Origin of the sequence: Lederbergia wuyishanensis (assembly GCF_022900255.1) — a bacterium.
Lineage (GTDB): Bacteria > Bacillota > Bacilli > Bacillales > Bacillaceae_C > Lederbergia > Lederbergia wuyishanensis.
The window spans coordinates 117,977-138,184 of record NZ_JALIRM010000001.1; the positions used below are offsets into that span (position 1 = coordinate 117,977).

Here is a 20,208-nt window from a genome sequence, read left to right on the forward strand (position 1 = left end):
AATAGTGATAGATTGTATATTAAAAAGGGGTTGGGAAAATTGTCGCTTCGTTTCGTCATAGGAAGGTCAGGAACAGGGAAGACTACTTTGTTCCTAGATGAAATCAAAGAAAAATTGATGAAACAGCCTGATGGTCACCCTGTTCTTTATATAGTTCCTGAACAAATGACATTTTTATCTGAATATCGGTTAGTTAATACTCCTGGAATATCGGGAATGATTCGAACTCAGGTGTTTAGCTTTACGCGATTAGCTTGGAGAATTCTCCAAGAAACTGGGGGAGCAAGCAGAAATCATATATCTAGTGTTGGTCTGAATATGTTAATTCGAAAAATTATAGAGGACCATAAAGATGATTTGAAGCTTTTTAAAAAAGCAGCTGATAAAAAAGGCTTTATTGAACATATTGAAAGATTGCTCACTGAATTTAAGCATTATTGCATAACACGTGAGGATCTCATTAATACACAAAAAGAGCTCTCATTTAAAGCGTCAACTAGAGCTCTTGCTGACAAACTGCATGATTTAGAACTCATCTATCAAAAATATGAAGAAACTCTTATTGGAAAATATATTGATTCAAACGATTATTTGAATTTGCTAGCTGATTCTATAAAGAATTCTAGCTATTTAAAGGATGCAGAAATATATATTGATGGATTTCATAATTTTACTCCACAAGAAAAAAGGGTTATAGAACAATTGATGATACATTGTAAAAGGGTGTCTATGGCTCTTGTTTTGAATCGTCCTTATAAAAATGGAGCGAAGCCTGATGATTTAAATTTATTTAGATTAACCGGAGAGACGTATTCGGACTTATTCGAGATGGCTCGTAATGGAGACATTTTAATTGAAGATGATGTGTTTCTTGCCGAAACGCCGAGATTCAAGGATGAAGGGTTACAGTATTTGCAGGAGAGATTCGATAAGCGTCCAATCAAAACATTTAATCATAATCCCGCTATTGAAATTAGAGCAGCAGCAAATAGACGTGCCGAGGTAGAAAGCATAGCTCGGGAAATTCGCAGGCTTATTAGGGAGGAAGGATATCGTTATAACGATATTGCGATATTATTACGAAATGGCCATGAGTATCACGAGATAATGGAAACTATATTTCATGATTACGAAATTCCTTTTTTCCTTGATCAAAAAAGGTCGATGTTAAATCATCCGCTAATTGAATTTGTACGTAGTGTACTTGATATCGTCCACAGCAATTGGAGATATGAGCCAATATTCCGCGCGATTAAAACTGATTTACTCTTTCCATTTGGAGCTGATATAAAGAGGCTTAGGGAACAAATGGATAGACTCGAAAATTACGTTCTTGCCCAAGGGATCAAGGGTGATAAGTGGTTAGATAAGAAACCTTGGCGTTACAAGCGTTTCTTTGGCCTTGACCATGGAGATTCTCCACAAACTGATGCTGAAAAGCAAATGGAAGCTGAACTAAATGAATCTCGAAACCTAGTTGTATTACCTATTTTGCGATTATCCAGAAAAATAAAAAAGGCAAAGAATGTTCGTGAACTTTGTGAAGCAGTTTATTTAGCTTTAGAAGATTTAGATATTCCAAATAAACTAATGGAAAAAAGTAAAATTGCAGAAGAAAAAGGACAATTGGTCATGTCAAGGGAACATGATCAAGCTTGGGATGCAGTAGTAGAAATACTTGATCAATTTGTTGAAGTATTGGGAGAGCAACCAATATCGATTGAAACATTCATTGATATTCTTGATTCTGGTTTGGAAGCTGCAAAATTTTCATTAATTCCTCCAGCGATTGATCAAGTCTTTGTCGCGGATTTGGAGTTATCGCGTCTTTCAAATATTAAAGCTTCTTTTGTCGTTGGGTTAAATGACGGTGTTTTACCAGCTAAGCAATTGGACGACGGTGCGTTGTCAGATGGAGATCGAAGCGAATTATATGCTACTGGATTAGAGCTTGCACCAGGCGGTAAAAAGAAGTTATTAGATGAAGACTTTGTCGCATATAGGGCTTTTACAATCCAAGAAGAACGTCTGTATTTGTCATATCCACTTGCTGATAATGAAGGGAAAGGTTTGCTGCCTTCACCTTATTTTAAAAGAATTAGAGAGATTTTCCCTGAAATAAAAGTATTAAGCGATAGTAATGAACCTAGTGAGCTTTTAATAAAAGATCAATTAGCGTATGTATCTCATCCAAATACAGCGATTGCCTATTTAACTTCACAGTTGCAATTAAAAAAGCGAGGATATCCAATCGCTGATTTTTGGTGGGATGTTTATAATTTTTATTTGGAACAATCCAATCATGTGTTAAAGGCGAAAAAAATTCTCTCAAGCTTATTTTATAATAATGATACAAAAACACTTTCACAAAATACAAGTAAAGAATTGTACGGAGAGGAAATGCTGGCTAGTGTTTCAAGGATGGAGCTTTTTCAAGGATGTCCTTTTTCTCACTTTACTTCACACGGACTCCGGTTACGTGAAAGGGAGATTTATAGGCTTGATGCGCCTCATATTGGGGATTTATTTCACGCTGCACTTAAGTGGATTTCTGATGAAGTCATTCGTAAGGGGCTTACATGGTCAAGTTTGACGAAGGAACATTGTGAATGGCTTGCAAAAATGGCAGTTGAACAATTTGCTCCAAAATTACAAAATCAAATTTTATTAAGTTCAAATCGGTATTTTTATATAAAAAGGAAGCTAGAACAAATTATTGGTAGAGCTTCGTATGTTTTAAGCAGTCACGCGAAGGTGAGTGGGTTTATGCCAGTAGGCCTAGAGCTTGACTTTGGACCGTATAAGCAATTGCCTCCTCTTGCATTTACTTTAAAAAACGGAACAAAAATGCAGCTTCAAGGTCGAATCGATCGAGTAGATAAAGCAGAAGACGAGAATGGTGTTTATTTACGTGTCATAGATTATAAATCAAGCTCCAGGGCATTAGATTTAAATGAAGTGTATCACGGCCTTGCATTACAAATGCTTACTTATTTAGATATTATTATTACTCATTCAAGCAAGTTGGTAGGAACAGAAGCCTCGCCTGCTGGAGTTCTATATTTTCATGTCCATAACCCAATGATTAATAACGATAAATTAATAACTTTGGAAGATATTGAAAATGAAATTTTAAAGGAATTTAAAATGAAAGGTCTACTACTTGGCGATTCTAGTATCATTCGCCTTATGGATAATTCCTTGGAGGCTGGAGCTTCAAATATAATATCTGCAAGCATCAATAAGGATGGAAGTTTGTCGGCAAATTCGCAAAAAAGTTCTGCAAGTGAAGAAGACTTTAAAGCAATTAGACGTTATGTCCGTAATCTTTATCAAGAAGCAGGTAATAGGATTATTTCAGGCGATGTCCATATTGATCCATATAAACTTGGAGACAGAACTCCTTGCCAATTTTGCTCCTATAAATCCATTTGCCAGTTTGATCAATCATTAGAAAGTAATGGGTATCGTATTATTCCACAGCAAGACTCTCTTGATGTACTTGCAAGGATTCGTGGGGAGGTTGTTACGTTTGAAGACAGTCATACCAATTAAGCCAGAACATGTAACATGGACAGACGATCAATGGAAAGCGATTATGGCTAAAGATCAAGATATCTTGGTGGCAGCCGCTGCGGGATCAGGAAAAACGGCAGTTCTTGTAGAACGAATTATTCAAAGAATATTAGCAAGTGAAGACCCTTTAAATATAGACGAAATACTTGTCGTTACTTTTACAAATGCGTCTGCTGCAGAAATGAGGCATCGTATCGGAGAGGCACTTGAAAGAGCCATAGATGAAGATCCTTTATCAACACATTTACGAAGACAACTCAGTCTATTAAATAGCGCTTACATTTCAACATTGCACTCCTTTTGCCTTGATGTTGTACGAAAATATTACTATATGATTGACATAGATCCAGGCTTTAGAATTGCTGATCAAACGGAGGCAGATCTCCTTCGTGATGAAGTATTAGATGAACTTTTTGAGAGTGAATACGGAAAAAAAGAAAATGACTCTTTTTATCATTTCGTTGATACATTTTCAAACGATCGACATGATGGTGCGGTTCAAGAACTTGTCCTAAAACTATATGATTATTCTCGTTCCCATCCAAATCCGTTCATTTGGCTAGATCAAATAGTGGAGATGTATGACGTTACCGAAAGTTCAAAAATTGAGAATCTCCCCTTTTTTGATGTTTTAAAATTCGATATACAACTCCAATTATCTGGGGCTAAAGAATTGCTTAAGCAAGCATTAGAACTATCAAAAGCTCCAGGGGGACCAGCTCCACGTGCGGAAAATTACTTAAGCGACCTTTCTATTGTAGAGAGGATGGAACATGCAGAAGCGCAAGGGTGGGACCCCCTATATAAGGTAATGAATGACTGGAGTTTTTCGAGAGCGAAAACTTGCAAGGGGGATGAATATGATCCTGCATTAACAAAGGAAGCAGATGAATTAAGAAAAGCTGCTAAAAGTATGTTGGACAAGCTTTCATCAGAATTGTTCTCGAAGTCACCCGAAAAGTTTCTTAAAGACATGCAGGAAATGAAACAAGCTATTGCTACATTAGTTGAGGTTGTAAAGCGGTTTTCCAATGTTTTTGAAAAAGAAAAAATGAATAAAGGTTTGGTAGATTTTTCGGACCTTGAACATTTATGTCTTGAGATATTAATGGATAGTGAAATTGAGAATAATAAAATTTTCCCTTCTGAAATTGCCATTAACTATCGTAATCAGTTTAAAGAAGTACTTGTCGATGAATATCAAGATACAAATATGGTTCAAGAAACGATTATTAAGTTAGTCTCTGCTGATAGTGAGTTTGATGGAAATCTTTTTATGGTTGGGGATGTTAAGCAATCCATCTATCGCTTTCGTTTAGCTGAACCGAATTTATTTCTAGGTAAATATTTGCGTTTTACAAGTGAAGGGGTGAATACAGGTCTTCGAATTGATCTTTCCCGCAATTTTCGGAGTCGAGTTGAAGTGCTAGATGGTGTGAATTTTGTATTTAAGCAAATTATGGGCACCATGGTAGGTGAAATTGAATATAACCAAGATGCAGAGTTAGCCAAAGGATCAGGATATCCAGTTGACGAAGCTTATCCAATAGAAGTTTGTATTATCGATCAATCTAATGATGATGTATCACATGAAGAAGTGCACGAAGACATTTTTGATAAAAGTGAGTTAGAACAGACGAAGCTAGAAGCACGCTATATGGCGGAAAAAATCAGAAAGATGATTGATGAGGAACATCCTATTTATGAATTAAAAACAAAGACTATGAGGCCAATCCGCTATAAGGATATTGTGATATTAGCACGTTCCTTAAGTTGGGCTCCTGATATTATGGAAGAATTTAAACATGCAGGGATTCCAGCACATGTTAATTTATCTACCGGATATTTTGAAGCGACGGAAGTGTCGATCATGATGTCTTTATTAAAAATCATTGATAATCCTGATCAAGATATTCCACTTGCAGCAGTTCTTAGGTCTCCAATTATTGGCTTATCCGAAGAGGAACTAGCGCATATTCGCTTGCAATCGAGAAGAGGAAGTTACTACGAAGCAGTCAAAACGTTTGCAGCAAATATGCCTGAACATTCTTTCGGTGAAGCTTGGGAGCAGGCTTCACACTTTTTAAATCAACTCAATGAGTGGAGAAATATGGCTCGAAACGGTGCTTTATCAGAATTGATATGGCAATTGTATCGTGATACTGGTTTTTATGAATTTGTCGGTGGGCTTCCGGGTGGAAAACAAAGACAAGCGAATTTACGTGCTTTTTATGACAGAGCTAGGCAATATGAAAATACATCATTTAGAGGGTTATTTCGTTTTCTTCGCTTTATTGAGAGAATGCAAGAAAGAGGAAATGATTTAGGAGCTGCAAGGGCTCTTGGAGAACAGGAAGATGTCGTTCGAATTATGACTATTCACTCTAGTAAAGGATTGGAGTTCCCGGTCGTTTTTGTTGCAGGAATTGCAAGGCAGTTCAACATGAAGGACTTGATTGCAAGCTATATGTTTGATAAAGAATTCGGCTTCGCATGTAAATATGTAAATCCAGAGAAACGTATTTCGTATTATTCACTTCCGCAGCTTGCATTAAAAAGAAAGAAAAAAATGGAGATGCTTTCTGAGGAAATGCGTGTCCTGTATGTTGCTTTAACTAGAGCGAAAGAAAAGCTTTTCTTAGTTGGATCAGTAAAAAATATTGAAAAAGAAATGAAAAAATGGATGAAAGCATCAAGACAATCAGAATGGCTCTTATCTGATCATAACCGAGCACAAGCCAATTCATATCTTGATTGGATTGGTATGACGCTAGCTAGGCATCGTGATGGAGATATTATTAGAGCTATAAGTGAAGGGCGATCGATTAAGGAGATATTAGATCATCCCTCAAGTTGGAAACTTGAAATTTTATCAAAAAACCAATTCGCTGAAGAGATTGAGAATATTGAACATATTGATTTAGAGTGGCTGGAATCTGTAAAAAAAGGAAATAAAATCGAAAGTGAATCTGAGCATAGGGAAGAAGTAGTGTCACGACTTTCATGGGAATATGCCTATCCTCAAGCAACAAAAAGGATGTCAAAGCAATCTGTATCCGAGATGAAAAGAATGTTTGAAATTAGAGATGAGGCAAGTGGAACACAAATCATTCAAAAGAAATCTACTCAGCAGTATGATCGACCAAAATTTATGATGGAGCGTGGTATTCTATCTCCAACGGAAAGGGGAACCGCCATGCATACTGTTATGCAGCATATACCGCTTAACGAGCAGCCAACATCATTTTCCGTGGAAATGGTTTTAGAGGAATTAATAGAAAAAGAAATTATTACAATTGAACAGGCTGAAGTAATTTCTAGTGAGGAAATTGTCCAATTTTTTGAAAGTAATATAGGCAAAAGAATGATTTCTGCTATAAAAATTCATCGAGAAGTACCCTTTACAATGGGGGTTCCGGCGAAGGAAGTTTATTCCGATTGGGACGGATTTGATGAAAATGTCCTTGTTCAAGGAATTATAGACTGTATTATTGAAGAGCAAGACGGGGTTATTCTACTTGACTATAAGACAGATGTTATCCAAGGTAGGTATCCAAATGGGGTTCAGCAAGCTAAAACAATACTGTCTAGACGTTATGAAACCCAATTAAATCTTTACGAAAGAGCAATTTCCGAAATATGGGGTAAACCGGTTATCGGAAAATATTTATATTTCTTTGATAGTGGGGAGTTTTTGAATCTTTAAAGAAAAGCGAAAGCACCTTACTTATTGACGAAATTGTAATCTAGTTTATTTTAGTAGACTATTTTTATTTGTAGTATGTCTATAATAAATGAAAGGCTGACCAAATTTGGTTCAGCCTTTAATTATTTCCAATTGTTGGTTGGTCAACTAAGTTTGAATCAACTGTTGGATTTACACTAGCTCCATTTAGAGTTATGATAAACCCGCCTGTATTACCAGATCCCGATCCTTCACTTGTCTTTGAAGCGCTTTTCGGAGAAATAACTGCGGAATCCCCAAAATGAACAACCCCACCACCAACATTAACAATTTGAACTGGCCCTACTATGGCTGGCATAAAATCAGTCCCTTCGTAACTCTACTCTTGTTCTAGGGCGGATTGCTCGATCTGAAAGCTGCCGTATATGGTCTACCTTTGCCTCCGAATAAACGTGTTCTGTATTTCCAATTTGAACCATACCTGAAGTAGAAATCCCTTTTATGGAAATCCTCCCTACACATATATTTGGTTTTTCATGATATTTCCTAGTAAATGGTGGGGGAAAGGCGAATGGTGGAATGGGTATATTTTCTGAAAAAATACGAGGCTGGTAGTTTGCTTCCTTCCCAAAATATAATTCTTGTTGTCTTTGGACTGCAAGAGCTTGTGTTGAAGGACGTAAAAATACAGTATCCCCTATTTCCAATACCCCGTTTGAAAGAATACTATATACCAGTATATGCTGCACAACGGAATTTCGTCCCCACATTTGTCTTACCTGGAAAGTGGGACAAATGGTCCGATGATTAAAGATTCAGCAGGTGTGTCAAATGTAGAGGCAAGTTGAATTGTGTTCGCATCACCGACTAAAAGTAACGCTGAAGTCGTTACCCCGATTACGTGAATTTCCCCTACGTTTAATTCCCGATTTATGACATTGAGTTCCATGATGATTATTTTCCTTCCTTTCTATTTTGAGGCATTTGAGCTATAAAAGTGTGAACCCCATTATTAATATCAGCAACGATTGTTTTGTACATTTTTTCAAAAAGCTGTTCATTCGTCATATTTTCATTCGTTCTCGTGCTGAAAAAATGAAGATAATGTTCTGCACGTGTTGGCAATTGTTTACGTATATCTTCTTTTATTAAGTTGAAGTAGGATTCTTCCAATTGAATACCAATTTGGCTTTCTGAATCATGTATAATGGCATCTAATTGCTGCTCAACATATTCATTCAATTTTTCAAGGAGATTTGTTTTCATTTGCTGATTTTCTTCTGGATTTTTTTCTTTCCTCATACTCGGTACAGCGGAAAAATCATCAATGTTATTTAAATCTGCTGGATTTAGACCGATATTTAATGTACCTTCCAATGTTTCCACTTTTAATTGGTCAAATTTGTATTCTAGCCTCTCTACTGTTACTGAAGGTTTTTCTTTTAATTTTTGTATATCCGCGGATAACTGAGCCATGGTTTCTTGCAGTCGATTGATTTCCTGTTGTTGCCAAACGACATAATCATGTAATTGTTTAAGATATAATTTTAGATCCATGTCATCTCCGCCTCATAATTTTATAGTGGTACTAGAATCGGATGCTCTATTGCCTCACCCATAGCTCCTTCTTTTGCTTCAGCGATAGTAGAAGGTGCAGCAGCTGTAAAACCACCCGTATTAAATAAATTGGAAGCTTCTGTAATAATTCCTGTTGTACCGATTTGTAGTACAGAGGAGTTAGTAATTCCTCCAATTTTAATCATATGAATATGAATCGATTGTTGAACATTAATGATCAAAGAATATCCCTCCCATTGGAAGTATCTAGTCTTTTTTTATTCCTCAGTAAACTTATCATTACGCGTTTAGCATGATATTCCTATAAGGTAAATCCTATTCCTTGATCAACTAAATCTGCATCAAACGTATTTGTAGATGATAATTCGTTAATAACTTTAACTTGATCTGCCGTATTAAAAGATCCAGCACCCGCAAAAACTTTCGTGGAAGATATGGGCTGGATTTGAAATACATCCCCAATATTAAAAACCCCGGAGGATGAAATATTAGCAATTTGAACGGCACCTACAAAAGCTGGCATCGCCGTTCACATCCTTTTTATATTAGAATATTTTTAGTCACTTTACCTAACAACGATCACTTTATCATATGAAGAGCATAAGGATTTGTGATTAAACTGCCTAGGGGTTAAAATGTAAAAGAATAAAATCTATAATATTGGATGTATAGGGGACGTGGGGGAGAAGGGAAATGGAACAAAGTTTGGCACCAATCCGCCCAGATGAGCGGATTCACTCAATTGATGTTTTAAGAGGAATTTCATTGTTAGGTATTTTACTTGTTAACATGATTAGTTTTCATTCACCATTCAGTTATTATAATCCGTATGAATGGTGGCAATATGATAATGCAACAGTATATATGTGGATTGATATTTTCGTTCAAGCGAGCTTTTATCCTATTTTTGCGATGATGTTTGGTTATGGAATGGTCATTATGCAAGAGCGCTTGAATAAAAAGGGCTACACCTTTTGGAAAATTAGTGTAAGACGATTACTTGTTTTATTATTGTTTGGAATATTTCACGCTTTTCTGATTTGGTATGGTGACATTTTAATTACATATGCAACGATGGGACTTGTCTTGTTGTTGTTGTTACGATTGTCGGGACCATTATTAATGGGACTCGGCGCAATTCTCTATTTATTACCCCAGCTCTTTTTTGGAGCTTTAATAATGCTTGCATCTTTTTTCAGTTCCGAATCGCTTACTGATTATATCGATATTGTAAGCCTTCAACAATCTTCCGAAATATATGCAAATGGCACTTTTGCTGATATTACAATGCAACGTATAGCTGATTGGTCTATGAATAATGGACCGAGTGAATTTTTTATATATCTTTTTATGATATTGCCTTTAATGATGATAGGTGCAGGAGCAGCTAAAATGGAATGGCTGCAAAAGGCTAACGTTCAGAGAAAAAAGTGGATCATTATTTTACTAACAAGTTTGCCTATAGCATTATTCGTAAAAATTCTGCCATTTTTATTTGGACTAACGATAAGTATTCAATATATACAAGATATGATAGGAGGTCCATTATTAGGAATAGCCTATATAGCTGTCATTGTACTATTAATGTCGTATAGGCCAATGGAAAAGTTATTAAAACCATTTGCATCTGCAGGAAGAATGTCTATTACCATATATTTATCACAGTCCATTATTGGAACACTTATTTTTTATAATTATGGACTAGGATTATATGGTGAAGTTTCCATGGCAACCGGTACTTTACTTGCTTTTGCCATTTATGTGATCCAAGTGATATTTGCAGAAATATGGCTATCAAAATTTAGGTATGGACCGGTAGAAAAATTGTGGAGAATGTTAACTTATGGAAGACGAAAGAAAGAACGGAGTGATAAAAATGAAATTCGTATCGTTTAAACTGAATGATGAAGAAAGATTTGGTGTAGTTGATATTGAAACATCAAGTGTGTGGGATCTGATTTCAATTTCTCAAGATAGTGGGTTGCCATGTTCCTCAACCTTAATCAAAGGTATTGAAGAAGGAGAGCATTTTATAAAAAATGTTGAAAAGCTATTAGAATGGGGAAATAACAACGAAAACAATTCATATTTAATCCCACTCTCTGAAATAAAATGGTTGGCCCCAATACCAAGAGTAGCAAAAAATATTATGTGTGTTGGTAAAAATTATCGTGAACATGCGATTGAAATGGGGAGTGAAGCTGATATACCCGAACATGTTATGGTGTTTACAAAAGCCCCGACAACAGTGATTGGACATAATGATCCAATTGATGCCCATACAGATATTACTGACCAGCTAGATTACGAAGGTGAGTTAGCCGTCATTATTGGAAAAAAGGGAAAAAAGATTTCTCAACAAGATGCACTTGAATATGTATTTGGTTATACGATTTTAAATGACATAACTGCAAGAGATATACAACAGCGTCATAAGCAATTCTTTATTGGGAAAAGTTTAGATTCGTCATGTCCTATGGGACCATGGATTGTCCACAAAGATGACTTAAACAATCCAAACCATTTAAATATAACGACAAAGGTAAATGGAGAAATTCGTCAAAACTCAAATACCGAACATTTTATCTTTCCTGTTGAAGAAGTCATTTCGGTGTTGTCGCAAGGTATGACGCTTGAGCCTGGAGATATTATTGCTACAGGAACGCCAGCAGGAGTAGGAAAAGGCTTTAAACCACCAAGGTTTTTAAAGCAAGGGGACGTAATAGAAATTGAAGTAGAGGGTATTGGTAAATTGAACAATATTGTGAAATAATTCATCAATAAATGTGGGCTCAAGAAAAATATGGTAAGATTAGAGAAATTATGCCACTTTGAACTGAATGAAGGAGGAAAGAAAAATGTTTGATAATACACACGCGCATATTACTACATGGGCCATTGCAATTATTTTATTTATCGTTGCAGTATTTTTACACAAAGCAGGTAATAAAAAAGCAACGAATATTGTCCAAATGATATTACGTGTTTTTTACTTATTGATCATTGCAACAGGAGTCATATTATTTGCAAAACATAGTAGCTTCAATCCCGCTTTATACGGAATAAAGTTTTTATTTGGTATAGTAGTAATCGCAATGATGGAAATGGTTTTAATTCGATTGAAGCTTGGTAAAAAGACAGTGCTATTCTGGTCTATCCTTATCATTGCTTTCATTATTACATTCTATTTAGGTGCTAAACTGCCGCTAAATTGGAACTGGTTTGCATAAATTTTCAGTCTTACCATGAAAAATGTAAAAACCATCGTAAATGGTTTTTACATTTTTCTTTTTGGTGACTTTTAGGCAATAGTTCATTAAAATAAAGTTAAAGATTATGGCAAAAAATGTCGAAATTGATACAGCGGTGGTGAAGGGCAACTTGAGTAAATCATATACTTATATATATAAAGACAAAAACGATTTGCTTGATTTTATGAACACGCAAAATTTTGCGAGCAATGAATTATATGTAATAAAAGCTTCTTTACCAGATTGGGAGAGTACAGAAATTAATCAATTAAAAAAATTTCTATTGAATTTTCTGCCTAATTCCGTGTTTATTCCAGTACATTCATATAATATAGACGAAGCCTCATTGACATTTAATCGTTATGGATCAATAACTGAAACGTTTAATCATGAAAAAGTAAATCACATTGAAAATGATTCAGCGATGGCTGATTTACTTAATATCACAACAAATCAATATATCAATTTATCAAAAAAATATAATGAAATAAAAGAATACTTTTTTTCCATCGTTGAGAATATACCAGATATCATTTTTACTACTGATTTAAACGGATGTTTCACAAGTATTAATACTGCATTTAAAGAAACATTTGCATTGAACATGAATGAAATAAAAGATAAATCTGCACTTGATTATGTTACTGCTAAAGATGTACCAATAAAAAGGTATTTTATAAAAGCAGTTCATGGAATCCCCGTTCAATTTGAACTTAATCAAATCGTTAAAACAGGAGATTTGGCTACTTTTATTATCCATATGATTCCTATTAATGTTCAGGATAAGACCGTTGAGGTTTTTGTCATTGGACGTAATATTACAAAGCAAAGAAAAATAGAAAAAAAGATGGAGAGAATTGCATATTACGATGCTGATACCGGACTTCCAAATCGTATGAAATTCGATGAGATTCTTCAAAAAAGAATCACAAAAGCAAGAAAGGGAAATAGTGAATTTATCATTATGTTTCTAGATTTAGATCGCTTTAAAACCGTCAATGATATGCTCGGTCATAAATCCGGAGATAAAATATTGAAGACAATTGCAAAAAGAATATTTTCATTAATTCCAAAAGATGCTTACCTTGGAAGATTTAGTGGCGATAAATTTTCTATAATAATGCCAGATGGGACAGAACCAGAGGTAGTGTTGCAAATTGGTAAGGAATTATTGCAATCCATCCAAATGCCATTGCATTTTGAAAATCAGGAATTGTATGTGTCAGCAAGTATTGGAATTAGTACATATCCTACAGATGCCAACGATAATGTTAATTTGATGAAGAATGCAGATGCAGCATTGAATCGAGCAAAACAACAAGGTGGAAGTTCAATTGTTTTTTTCTCGGGAGAAATGAATAAAGAAACATGGCAGCGAATAGAAATCGAACGCAGTTTAAGGAAAGCACTTGAAAATAATGAGCTATATATAGCGTACCAGCCGATTATTGATATTAAAACGGGAAATCTTTCTACTTGTGAAGCATTACTTAGATGGGACCATCCGGAGTATGGATTAATCCCGCCGATACAATTTATTCCCATAGCCGAAGAGATTGGTTTAATACATTCTTTCGGAAACTGGGTTTTGAAAAATGCATGTAAACAAACGAAAGAGTGGCATCAAAGAGGAATTGAAAACTTAAGTATTTCGGTCAATGTTTCAGCCTTTCAATTCCAGAATAAGTTTTTCATAGAAGAAGTTAAAGAAGCATTAAAATACTCAGGACTTGAAGCGAAATATTTACATTTAGAATTGACTGAAAGTGCCATGCTAAACCATACTATGGAAGCAATCAATACTATGCATATTCTAAATGAAATAGGTGTAAACATATCAATTGATGATTTTGGGACAGGATATTCATCTTTAAGTTATTTGAAACAATTACCAATTCATCGATTAAAAATAGATCGTTCCTTTATAAATAATATTAAAACAGACTCAAGAGAATATGCTATTGTAAATGCCATAATGACGATGGGACATGGTCTAGGATTAAATGTAGTTGCTGAAGGCGTTGAAACAAAAGAACAATTAACCTTATTAAAAAAATTAAAATGTGATTATATACAAGGTTACTTTGTCGAGAAACCAATGCCACCAAAAAAGTTTGAAGAATGGTATTATAGTACTGATTTAAAGTCAAAGCTATATTATTAATATACGTTTTTAATGTTGTCAGGAGGCAATAATATTGTTTAAAAAAGTTTTATGCTTCATTTTTTCTACGTTTTTACTACTTTCTGCTATAAATGTTCATGCTGATGAACAAAAATCTTGGGAAGATGAAATTATTTATTCTTTAATGGTCGATCGATTTAATAATGGCGATTATAACAATGATTTTGATGTCAATTTGACCGACCCTAATAGTTACCAAGGCGGAGATTTTAAAGGAATTAAAGATAAATTGGATTACTTAAAAGAGATGGGATTTACGTCTATACAGCTTTCACCTATTTTTGACAATGAAGATGGTGGATACCATGGAGCGTGGATTAAGGATTATTATAATACGGATGAACATTTTGGTAGCATTGAAGAATTTAAACAATTAGTTGATTTTTTTCATAAAAACAATATGCGTATCATATTGGAATTTCCTATTCAAAAAGAAATGGGTACCGATGAAATCATTGATGTTGTAAAATGGTGGATTAATGAAACAAAAATTGATGGGTTTAAAATGACAAATATTAATGCAAAGCCTGTACTATTTTGGAAAGAGGTTCTTTCTGACATATCGAGCTTTAAGGATAATTTTTATTTATCAGGGGCTGCTAGTAACTTAAGTGAAGAAGAAATGAACGAATACAGTGAAGCAGGATTTACTAGTATTTCTGATAGTTCTTTAGTAAGACCATTACGTGATGCCTACTCTAAAACAGATGTTTCCGCATCAGCATTGTTAAATTCGTACGGTCACTCCACATCAGGATTAAGGGAAGCTTTTTTTGATAATCAGAATACAGATAGATACACAAGAGAAATGGTAAATAATAATACTTATCCTGTTACTAGATGGAAAGTAGCTCTTAGCTTCTTATATACGCAACCTGAGATTCCAGTTGTGTATTACGCAACAGAAATTGCAGTTAATGGTGGTGAATCACCAGATAATACTCCAATGATGAATTTCAGAACAGATAAAGAGATTATTGATTATATTGCTGATTTGGGTAGAGTTCGAAATCATCAAAAGGCGTTGACTAGAGGTACGATGGAATTATTGTACGAAAAAGACGGGATGACCGTTTTTAAACGTCAATTTAATTCAGAAATAGTAGTAGTTGCCATTAATAACACAAGTGCCGATCAAAGTGTTACCCTCCATGAGGATAAACTTGAGAGTAATAAAGAATTACGAGGATTACTTGGAACAGACTTAGTACGAGTTGATAATAATGGCAATTACAAAATCGCGATAGAGCGCGAATCAGCAGAAATTTATAAGTTAACAGAAAAAAGTGGATATAATATCCCATTCATCTTATCAATTTTTGTTGTGTTTGCAGCCTTTATTCTCTTTATGTATATAACATGGAAACGCGGAAAGAAATTGAATCCAGAAGAAAAGTGAAACCGTCAAGGCTTGACGGTTTCATTTTTTTAGGTAGTTAACTTAGGCTTTCACTGTCTAAATTTTGACACTATCAGTAGGAGTTCAAAAATGAGAACCTGCTTTAAGGAAGGAGTATGAAATCCTTCCAGGAACAATTGCTTGTCGCTTAAGTTATGCACCTTTCACTTTTCTAGTTAGCCATTAATGACCTCTCCGCCATTAATGTGAAGCATTTGGCCAGTAACATAACTGGAATCATCGGATGCTAGGTAAACATAACCAGGACCTAATTCAGAAGGTTGTCCAGGACGACCTAATGGTTGGGTTCCACCAAATTTACTAACCTTCTCTGCATCAAATGTAGCTGGGATAAGTGGTGTCCAGATAGGACCAGGTGCTACACCATTTACGCGAATTCTTTGTGCTGCGAGTGATTTTGATAGTGATCTTGTAAATGAAACGATCGCACCTTTTGTCGCTGAATAGTCTAATAATTCTGGGCTTCCCGCATATGCAGTGATTGATGCTGTATTAATGATGGAGCTCCCTGCTTTTAAATGGGGGAGAGCAGCTTTTGTTAGAAAAAAATACGCATATATATTTGTACGGAATGTTTTTTCAAGTTGAGATTCGGTAATGTCTAATAGACTTTTTTGAGGATGTTGTTCCGCAGCATTATTTACAAGAATGTCAATTTTTCCAAATTCCTCCATCACTTGTTGTATTACATGTATACAATGCTGTTCTTGACCTACATCTCCTCGGATTAATTTACATTTTCGGCCCTCTTTTTCAACAAGTGCTTTTGTATTTTCTGCATCTTGCTCCTCTTCAAGGTAACAAATAACAATATCTGCACCTTCCTTAGCAAAGTGCAGAACAACAGACTTTCCAATGCCGCTATCACCACCTGTTACGATAGCAACTTTTCCCTCTAGCTTTCCACTGCCTTTATAAGATGGTTTAATTGATTCTGGCTCAGGGTTCATTAACGTTTCGAGACCGGGTTGCTGTACTTGTTTTTGCTTAGGCATCGTTTGTTTCTCATTATTCATGTGATCACTCCTAAAAAGATTGATAAAAATAAAGAACGGATATATACATTGATATACCCGTCCACTTGTTTTTTATTCTTATCTATAATTTACAAATTGTACATCTATCGAGAGATCTGCAGAACGGATACTATTAATGATCTGTTGCAAATCATCTCGATTTTTGCCAGTAACTCTAATTTGGTCGTCTTGAACCTGGCTCTTTACTTTTAATCCACTATTTTTAATGAGAGTGTTAATTTTTTTAGCGTTTTCTTTATCAATGCCTTGAACAATTTTCGCACGTTGACGTACAGTTCCACCAAATGCATTTTCCATTTTTCCATAATCCAGATTTTTAACTGGTACTTCACGCCGTATTAATTTTCCAATCAACACGTCTTTAAGTTGTGACATTTTAAATTCATCATCAGAAATAAGAACAAGTTCTTCATTTTCAAGTTTAATGTCACTTTTGCTGCCTTTAAAATCATACCGATTTTGGATTTCTTTCAAGGCAATATTAATTGCATTAGTGACTTCTGACATATCGACTTTAGAGACAATATCAAAAGAGTTTTCCTTAGCCATTTTCTACCTCCGTTGCACCATTTTCCACCATTATAGTTGATTTGCAACGTTCCAACAAGACTATAGAAAAACAGCTAATCAAAGTATTATAGGTGATCTGTTTTTTTAGAGTATTTGTCTTTACCTTCCTGGAGATTCTTTTCTCTTAAAAGGTTCTTTTCTTCGCGTGCAGCTTGATTGTCTCTTGGCTTTTTATCATTATCAGATGTATTGTAGCGCATTATATTTTCTCCTTTCAATAGGGGATTTATTAAATAGTAGTATCTCCCACTATTAGAGAAAAATATTATGCTTGTTTTTCATTTAAGAAAAAAATGGCCAATGTCCCTGGACCTGCATGAGCGGCAATAACAGAACCAATAATATTAATGTAAAAGTTCTTTGTTCCAAATCGATCTTCAATCATCTTTTTTACTTCAAGAGCTGTTATTTCATCATCACCGTGACTAATCCCTATTGTCTGGTTACTTAGATCGACGCCTCTTTCTTCCATCACGTCTAGAATTCTCTTAATGAGTTTTTTCTTTCCTCGAATTTTTTCGATTGGTACGAGTTTACCATCTTCAACATGTAATAGAGGTTTTATATTTAACAATCCGCCCAGAAAAGCGGATGCTTTAGAAAGTCGGCCACCTCTAGCAAGGAAATCTAAATCTTCAACTGTAAATAAATGTTCCATATGTTGGCTTTTGAATGTGATATTCTTAATTAATTCTTCTTTTGTAGTACCTTTTTTAATTTGTTCAACAGCAGACATAACGGTTAATCCATAACCAAGAGAAACACATTTTGAATCAATGATTGTTAAATCTAAACTAGGGTATTCTTCTAGTACTTGATCACGAATCATAACGGATGTTTGATATGTTCCTGAGAGCTCTGAAGACAAGGCTATATAGAGTCCTGATTCACCAGACTTTGCTAAGTTCGTAAATAATTCTTCAAATTGTTGTGGTGAAGCCTGCGATGTTTTTGGCATTTTTCCTGCACGAATTTCTTCGTATACCTTTACCGGTTGAATCGTTAGCAAATCTTTATACTCATCGTTATCAATATGTACTTGTAGTGGGATTAATTGAACATCATGTTCTTGAAAAAAAGATAATGGCAAGTCTGATGCGCTATCTGCAAATAGTTTAATTGACATAAAAATTCACCTCTTGTGGGAAAATAATGTTAAATTTTTTGGGTATATATTATTCAGAAAATTATTCCATATTTTTAGTGTACCGAGTTTATATGAAAAGTACAATCGTTTATAGGAAAAAAGAAGGAGGGGATGGTTGTTGGTGAAAAAACAATTTTCTCTTAGGACTCATACAAAAATTTTTGTAGTTGTGTTAATCGGTGCTTTTTTAAATGCCGTTGCATTAAATTATTTTTTAATCCCAGCAGGTGTTTATGCAAGTGGTGTAACAGGAGCAGCTCAGCTAGTTTCAAATATTTTATCTGATTTTACACCTATTCACATATCGACTGGAATACTAATATTACTATTCAATTTGCCGGTAGTCATTTTGGGCTGGCTTAAAGTAGGTAAATCTTTCACAATGTATAGCTTTATTTCAGTTTTGTTAATGAGTATTTTTTTAGAGGTTCTTCCAGTCATAGCAAAAACAAATGATATATTACTCTATGCAGTTTTTGGAGGGGTGATTGCAGCTGTCGGAATCGGTATTACATTAAGAGTTGGAGCTTCAACAGGAGGATTAGATATAATTGCGATGGTTCTTTCACGTATGAAGGATAAGCCAGTAGGGATCTATTTCTTTATCATTAATGCAATTATTATCGCTACAGCTGGAGCAATATATGGTTGGGATAAGGCGCTTTATACATTAGTTTCGCTATATGCATCTACTAGGGTAATTGATGCAATACATACAAGGCATCAGAAATTGACAGCAATGATTGTTACGAAAAAGTCTGCTGAACTAAAGGAAGCAATCCATGCTCGTATGGTAAGGGGAATAACAGTCGTACCAGCAAAAGGCGCTTTTTCTAATGAACAAAAGGAAATGATGATGATTGTAATTACACGTTATGAATTATACGAACTCGAACTAATTGTTAAAAAGGTTGATCCGAAAGCTTTTACAAATATTGTTCAAACAACTGCTGTTTTTGGTTTTTTTAGAAAAGATTAATAACATAGCCCGAGGCGATATTCTTGAGGAAGGAACATTTATAGTTCAATTTTTGGATGCTTTTTTTACTGAGATAGATTGGCACAAAGATTTGGAACCATTGAGGGGTGACGGGAATTATTCCTAAATAAATATAGCATGAATAAAACGGGAGAAGGACTCCCGTTTTGAATGTTATTGAAGACGATCAAGTACCTTTTGAAATTCACGAAGTTGCTCTTGCTCGGCGAACGTCGAATTGGCATAGGCAGAGGAAAGGGCGTTCTTCGCTACTTGTAAGGCACTTTCCTTTTCGTCTGTGGAACCTCCTGTTAGGAAGAGTTCTTCTGCGTGTTCAACAAAATCCCGAGCTTCCTGGAATAATCTGTTTCCCACTACTCACTACCTCCTAGAGATTCCTCATTTTATTTTCCGCTTCCTCTAAGGTTGATCTGTATGGAAAACGTTCTGCATGTTTTTCTATTGAATTCTTACCATGTATGATAAAACGTTTTGATTTACTCTTTTTACCCACACGTATCACTCCTCATTAGAATTGGAAAGGGAACGTTTACTTACGTTCTATCGTATTATTTGTAATTTGGTTGTTAAAAACACGTGAAAGATATGGTAGTTCTAAGCTCATTTTTTGAAATTCCCAAAAAAGGAGTGCTAATATGTTATATGAAGGCTGTTTTTATGAAGGACACAGCTCTTTTCTCATCAGAGTAACTAAGTGTTGAGCTTCATCTGATAATTTCAATTAATATAAAATAGCAACAATGTTTAAGAAAAGAGCAT

20 protein-coding genes are annotated in these 20,208 nt (G+C 35.0%); 8 read left to right on the top strand and 12 right to left on the bottom strand.

Annotated features, from left to right (window positions below):
- The first annotated feature begins 39 nt into the window (after window positions 1-39).
- A complete protein-coding gene (gene addB / locus MT489_RS00715) occupies window positions 40-3,555 on the top strand; it encodes a helicase-exonuclease AddAB subunit AddB (protein WP_244679592.1) in 3,516 nt (1,171 codons plus the stop codon).
- Window positions 3,533-7,282, top strand: a complete 3,750-nt coding sequence (gene addA, locus MT489_RS00720; RefSeq protein WP_244679593.1) for a helicase-exonuclease AddAB subunit AddA — start codon at window positions 3,533-3,535, stop codon at window positions 7,280-7,282. Before addB ends, addA begins: the two co-directional genes overlap by 23 nt.
- 118 nt (window positions 7,283-7,400) lie before the next feature.
- Here the strand turns inward: addA and MT489_RS00725 are convergent, their stop codons facing one another.
- From MT489_RS00725 to MT489_RS00750, 6 genes are all read right to left on the bottom strand, one after another.
- Window positions 7,401-7,619, bottom strand: a complete 219-nt coding sequence (locus tag MT489_RS00725) for a spore germination protein (RefSeq protein ID WP_244679594.1) — start codon at window positions 7,617-7,619, stop codon at window positions 7,401-7,403.
- A gap of 4 nt (window positions 7,620-7,623) precedes the next feature.
- Entirely contained in the window at window positions 7,624-8,010 is a 387-nt protein-coding gene (locus tag MT489_RS00730) for a spore germination protein GerPE (protein ID WP_244679595.1), read from the bottom strand.
- Between the two features lie 26 nt (window positions 8,011-8,036).
- Window positions 8,037-8,210, bottom strand: coding sequence for a spore gernimation protein GerPD (locus MT489_RS00735; protein WP_244679596.1), 174 nt, complete (start codon window positions 8,208-8,210; stop codon window positions 8,037-8,039).
- Between the two features lie 5 nt (window positions 8,211-8,215).
- Entirely contained in the window at window positions 8,216-8,818 is a 603-nt protein-coding gene (gerPC, locus tag MT489_RS00740; protein ID WP_244679597.1) for a spore germination protein GerPC, read from the bottom strand.
- A gap of 20 nt (window positions 8,819-8,838) precedes the next feature.
- On the bottom strand, window positions 8,839-9,060 hold the full coding sequence (locus MT489_RS00745; protein WP_244679598.1) for a spore germination protein GerPB: 222 nt from the start codon (window positions 9,058-9,060) through the stop codon (window positions 8,839-8,841).
- Window positions 9,061-9,140: 80 nt separating this feature from the next.
- Window positions 9,141-9,362, bottom strand: coding sequence for a spore germination protein (locus MT489_RS00750; protein WP_244679599.1), 222 nt, complete (start codon window positions 9,360-9,362; stop codon window positions 9,141-9,143).
- A 170-nt stretch (window positions 9,363-9,532) separates the two neighbouring features.
- Between MT489_RS00750 and MT489_RS00755 the strand changes: the two genes are divergently transcribed.
- The 5 genes from MT489_RS00755 (at window position 9,533) to MT489_RS00775 (ending at window position 15,674) form a co-directional block, all read left to right on the top strand.
- On the top strand, window positions 9,533-10,735 hold the full coding sequence (locus MT489_RS00755; RefSeq protein WP_244679600.1) for a DUF418 domain-containing protein: 1,203 nt from the start codon (window positions 9,533-9,535) through the stop codon (window positions 10,733-10,735).
- On the top strand, window positions 10,716-11,612 hold the full coding sequence (locus MT489_RS00760; RefSeq protein ID WP_244679601.1) for a fumarylacetoacetate hydrolase family protein: 897 nt from the start codon (window positions 10,716-10,718) through the stop codon (window positions 11,610-11,612). Before MT489_RS00755 ends, MT489_RS00760 begins: the two co-directional genes overlap by 20 nt.
- Before the next feature lie 85 nt (window positions 11,613-11,697).
- Complete coding sequence (locus MT489_RS00765) at window positions 11,698-12,069, top strand: YisL family protein (protein WP_244679602.1); 372 nt, start codon at window positions 11,698-11,700, stop codon at window positions 12,067-12,069.
- Window positions 12,070-12,220: 151 nt separating this feature from the next.
- On the top strand, window positions 12,221-14,254 hold the full coding sequence (locus MT489_RS00770; RefSeq protein WP_244679603.1) for a sensor domain-containing protein: 2,034 nt from the start codon (window positions 12,221-12,223) through the stop codon (window positions 14,252-14,254).
- A gap of 34 nt (window positions 14,255-14,288) precedes the next feature.
- Window positions 14,289-15,674, top strand: coding sequence for an alpha-amylase family glycosyl hydrolase (locus MT489_RS00775; RefSeq protein ID WP_244679604.1), 1,386 nt, complete (start codon window positions 14,289-14,291; stop codon window positions 15,672-15,674).
- A gap of 176 nt (window positions 15,675-15,850) precedes the next feature.
- Here MT489_RS00775 and MT489_RS00780 read toward each other — a convergent pair whose 3' ends face one another.
- The 4 genes from MT489_RS00780 to MT489_RS00795 all read right to left on the bottom strand — a co-directional run bounded on the left by MT489_RS00780 (window position 15,851) and on the right by MT489_RS00795 (window position 18,428).
- Window positions 15,851-16,711 (bottom strand): SDR family oxidoreductase, encoded by an 861-nt coding sequence (locus MT489_RS00780; RefSeq protein ID WP_244679605.1) that lies wholly within the window; start codon window positions 16,709-16,711, stop codon window positions 15,851-15,853.
- A gap of 78 nt (window positions 16,712-16,789) precedes the next feature.
- Complete coding sequence (locus MT489_RS00785) at window positions 16,790-17,281, bottom strand: YajQ family cyclic di-GMP-binding protein (protein WP_244679606.1); 492 nt, start codon at window positions 17,279-17,281, stop codon at window positions 16,790-16,792.
- Between the two features lie 86 nt (window positions 17,282-17,367).
- Window positions 17,368-17,502, bottom strand: a complete 135-nt coding sequence (locus MT489_RS00790; protein WP_244679607.1) for a DUF3941 domain-containing protein — start codon at window positions 17,500-17,502, stop codon at window positions 17,368-17,370.
- Between the two features lie 65 nt (window positions 17,503-17,567).
- On the bottom strand, window positions 17,568-18,428 hold the full coding sequence (locus MT489_RS00795) for a DegV family protein (RefSeq protein ID WP_244679608.1): 861 nt from the start codon (window positions 18,426-18,428) through the stop codon (window positions 17,568-17,570).
- A gap of 139 nt (window positions 18,429-18,567) precedes the next feature.
- Between MT489_RS00795 and MT489_RS00800 the strand changes: the two genes are divergently transcribed.
- A complete protein-coding gene (locus MT489_RS00800; RefSeq protein ID WP_244679609.1) occupies window positions 18,568-19,428 on the top strand; it encodes a YitT family protein in 861 nt (286 codons plus the stop codon).
- 174 nt (window positions 19,429-19,602) lie between these two features.
- Here the strand turns inward: MT489_RS00800 and MT489_RS00805 are convergent, their stop codons facing one another.
- Together MT489_RS00805 and MT489_RS22065 are read right to left on the bottom strand one after the other, a co-directional pair.
- Window positions 19,603-19,803 carry a DUF3813 domain-containing protein gene (locus tag MT489_RS00805; RefSeq protein WP_244679610.1) on the bottom strand — a complete coding sequence of 67 codons (201 nt, stop codon included), beginning with the start codon at window positions 19,801-19,803 and terminating at the stop codon, window positions 19,603-19,605.
- Between the two features lie 13 nt (window positions 19,804-19,816).
- Window positions 19,817-19,942, bottom strand: a complete 126-nt coding sequence (locus MT489_RS22065; RefSeq protein ID WP_307414808.1) for a hypothetical protein — start codon at window positions 19,940-19,942, stop codon at window positions 19,817-19,819.
- Between the last annotated feature and the right edge of the window lie 266 nt (window positions 19,943-20,208).

Bases quoted from the DNA above. Each gene is read 5' to 3' on its own strand.
- MT489_RS00725 (WP_244679594.1), bottom strand. From the start codon at position 7,619: ATGCCAGCCATAGTAGGGCCAGTTCAAATTGTTAATGTTGGTGGTGGG.
- MT489_RS00735 (WP_244679596.1), bottom strand. From the start codon at position 8,210: ATGGAACTCAATGTCATAAATCGGGAATTAAACGTAGGGGAAATTCAC.
- gerPC (WP_244679597.1), bottom strand. From the start codon at position 8,818: ATGGATCTAAAATTATATCTTAAACAATTACATGATTATGTCGTTTGG.
- MT489_RS00750 (WP_244679599.1), bottom strand. From the start codon at position 9,362: ATGCCAGCTTTTGTAGGTGCCGTTCAAATTGCTAATATTTCATCCTCC.
- MT489_RS00755 (WP_244679600.1), top strand. From the start codon at position 9,533: ATGGAACAAAGTTTGGCACCAATCCGCCCAGATGAGCGGATTCACTCA.
- MT489_RS00760 (WP_244679601.1), top strand. From the start codon at position 10,716: ATGAAATTCGTATCGTTTAAACTGAATGATGAAGAAAGATTTGGTGTA.
- MT489_RS00765 (WP_244679602.1), top strand. From the start codon at position 11,698: ATGTTTGATAATACACACGCGCATATTACTACATGGGCCATTGCAATT.
- MT489_RS00780 (WP_244679605.1), bottom strand. From the start codon at position 16,711: ATGAATAATGAGAAACAAACGATGCCTAAGCAAAAACAAGTACAGCAA.
- MT489_RS00785 (WP_244679606.1), bottom strand. From the start codon at position 17,281: ATGGCTAAGGAAAACTCTTTTGATATTGTCTCTAAAGTCGATATGTCA.
- MT489_RS00790 (WP_244679607.1), bottom strand. From the start codon at position 17,502: ATGCGCTACAATACATCTGATAATGATAAAAAGCCAAGAGACAATCAA.
- MT489_RS00795 (WP_244679608.1), bottom strand. From the start codon at position 18,428: ATGTCAATTAAACTATTTGCAGATAGCGCATCAGACTTGCCATTATCT.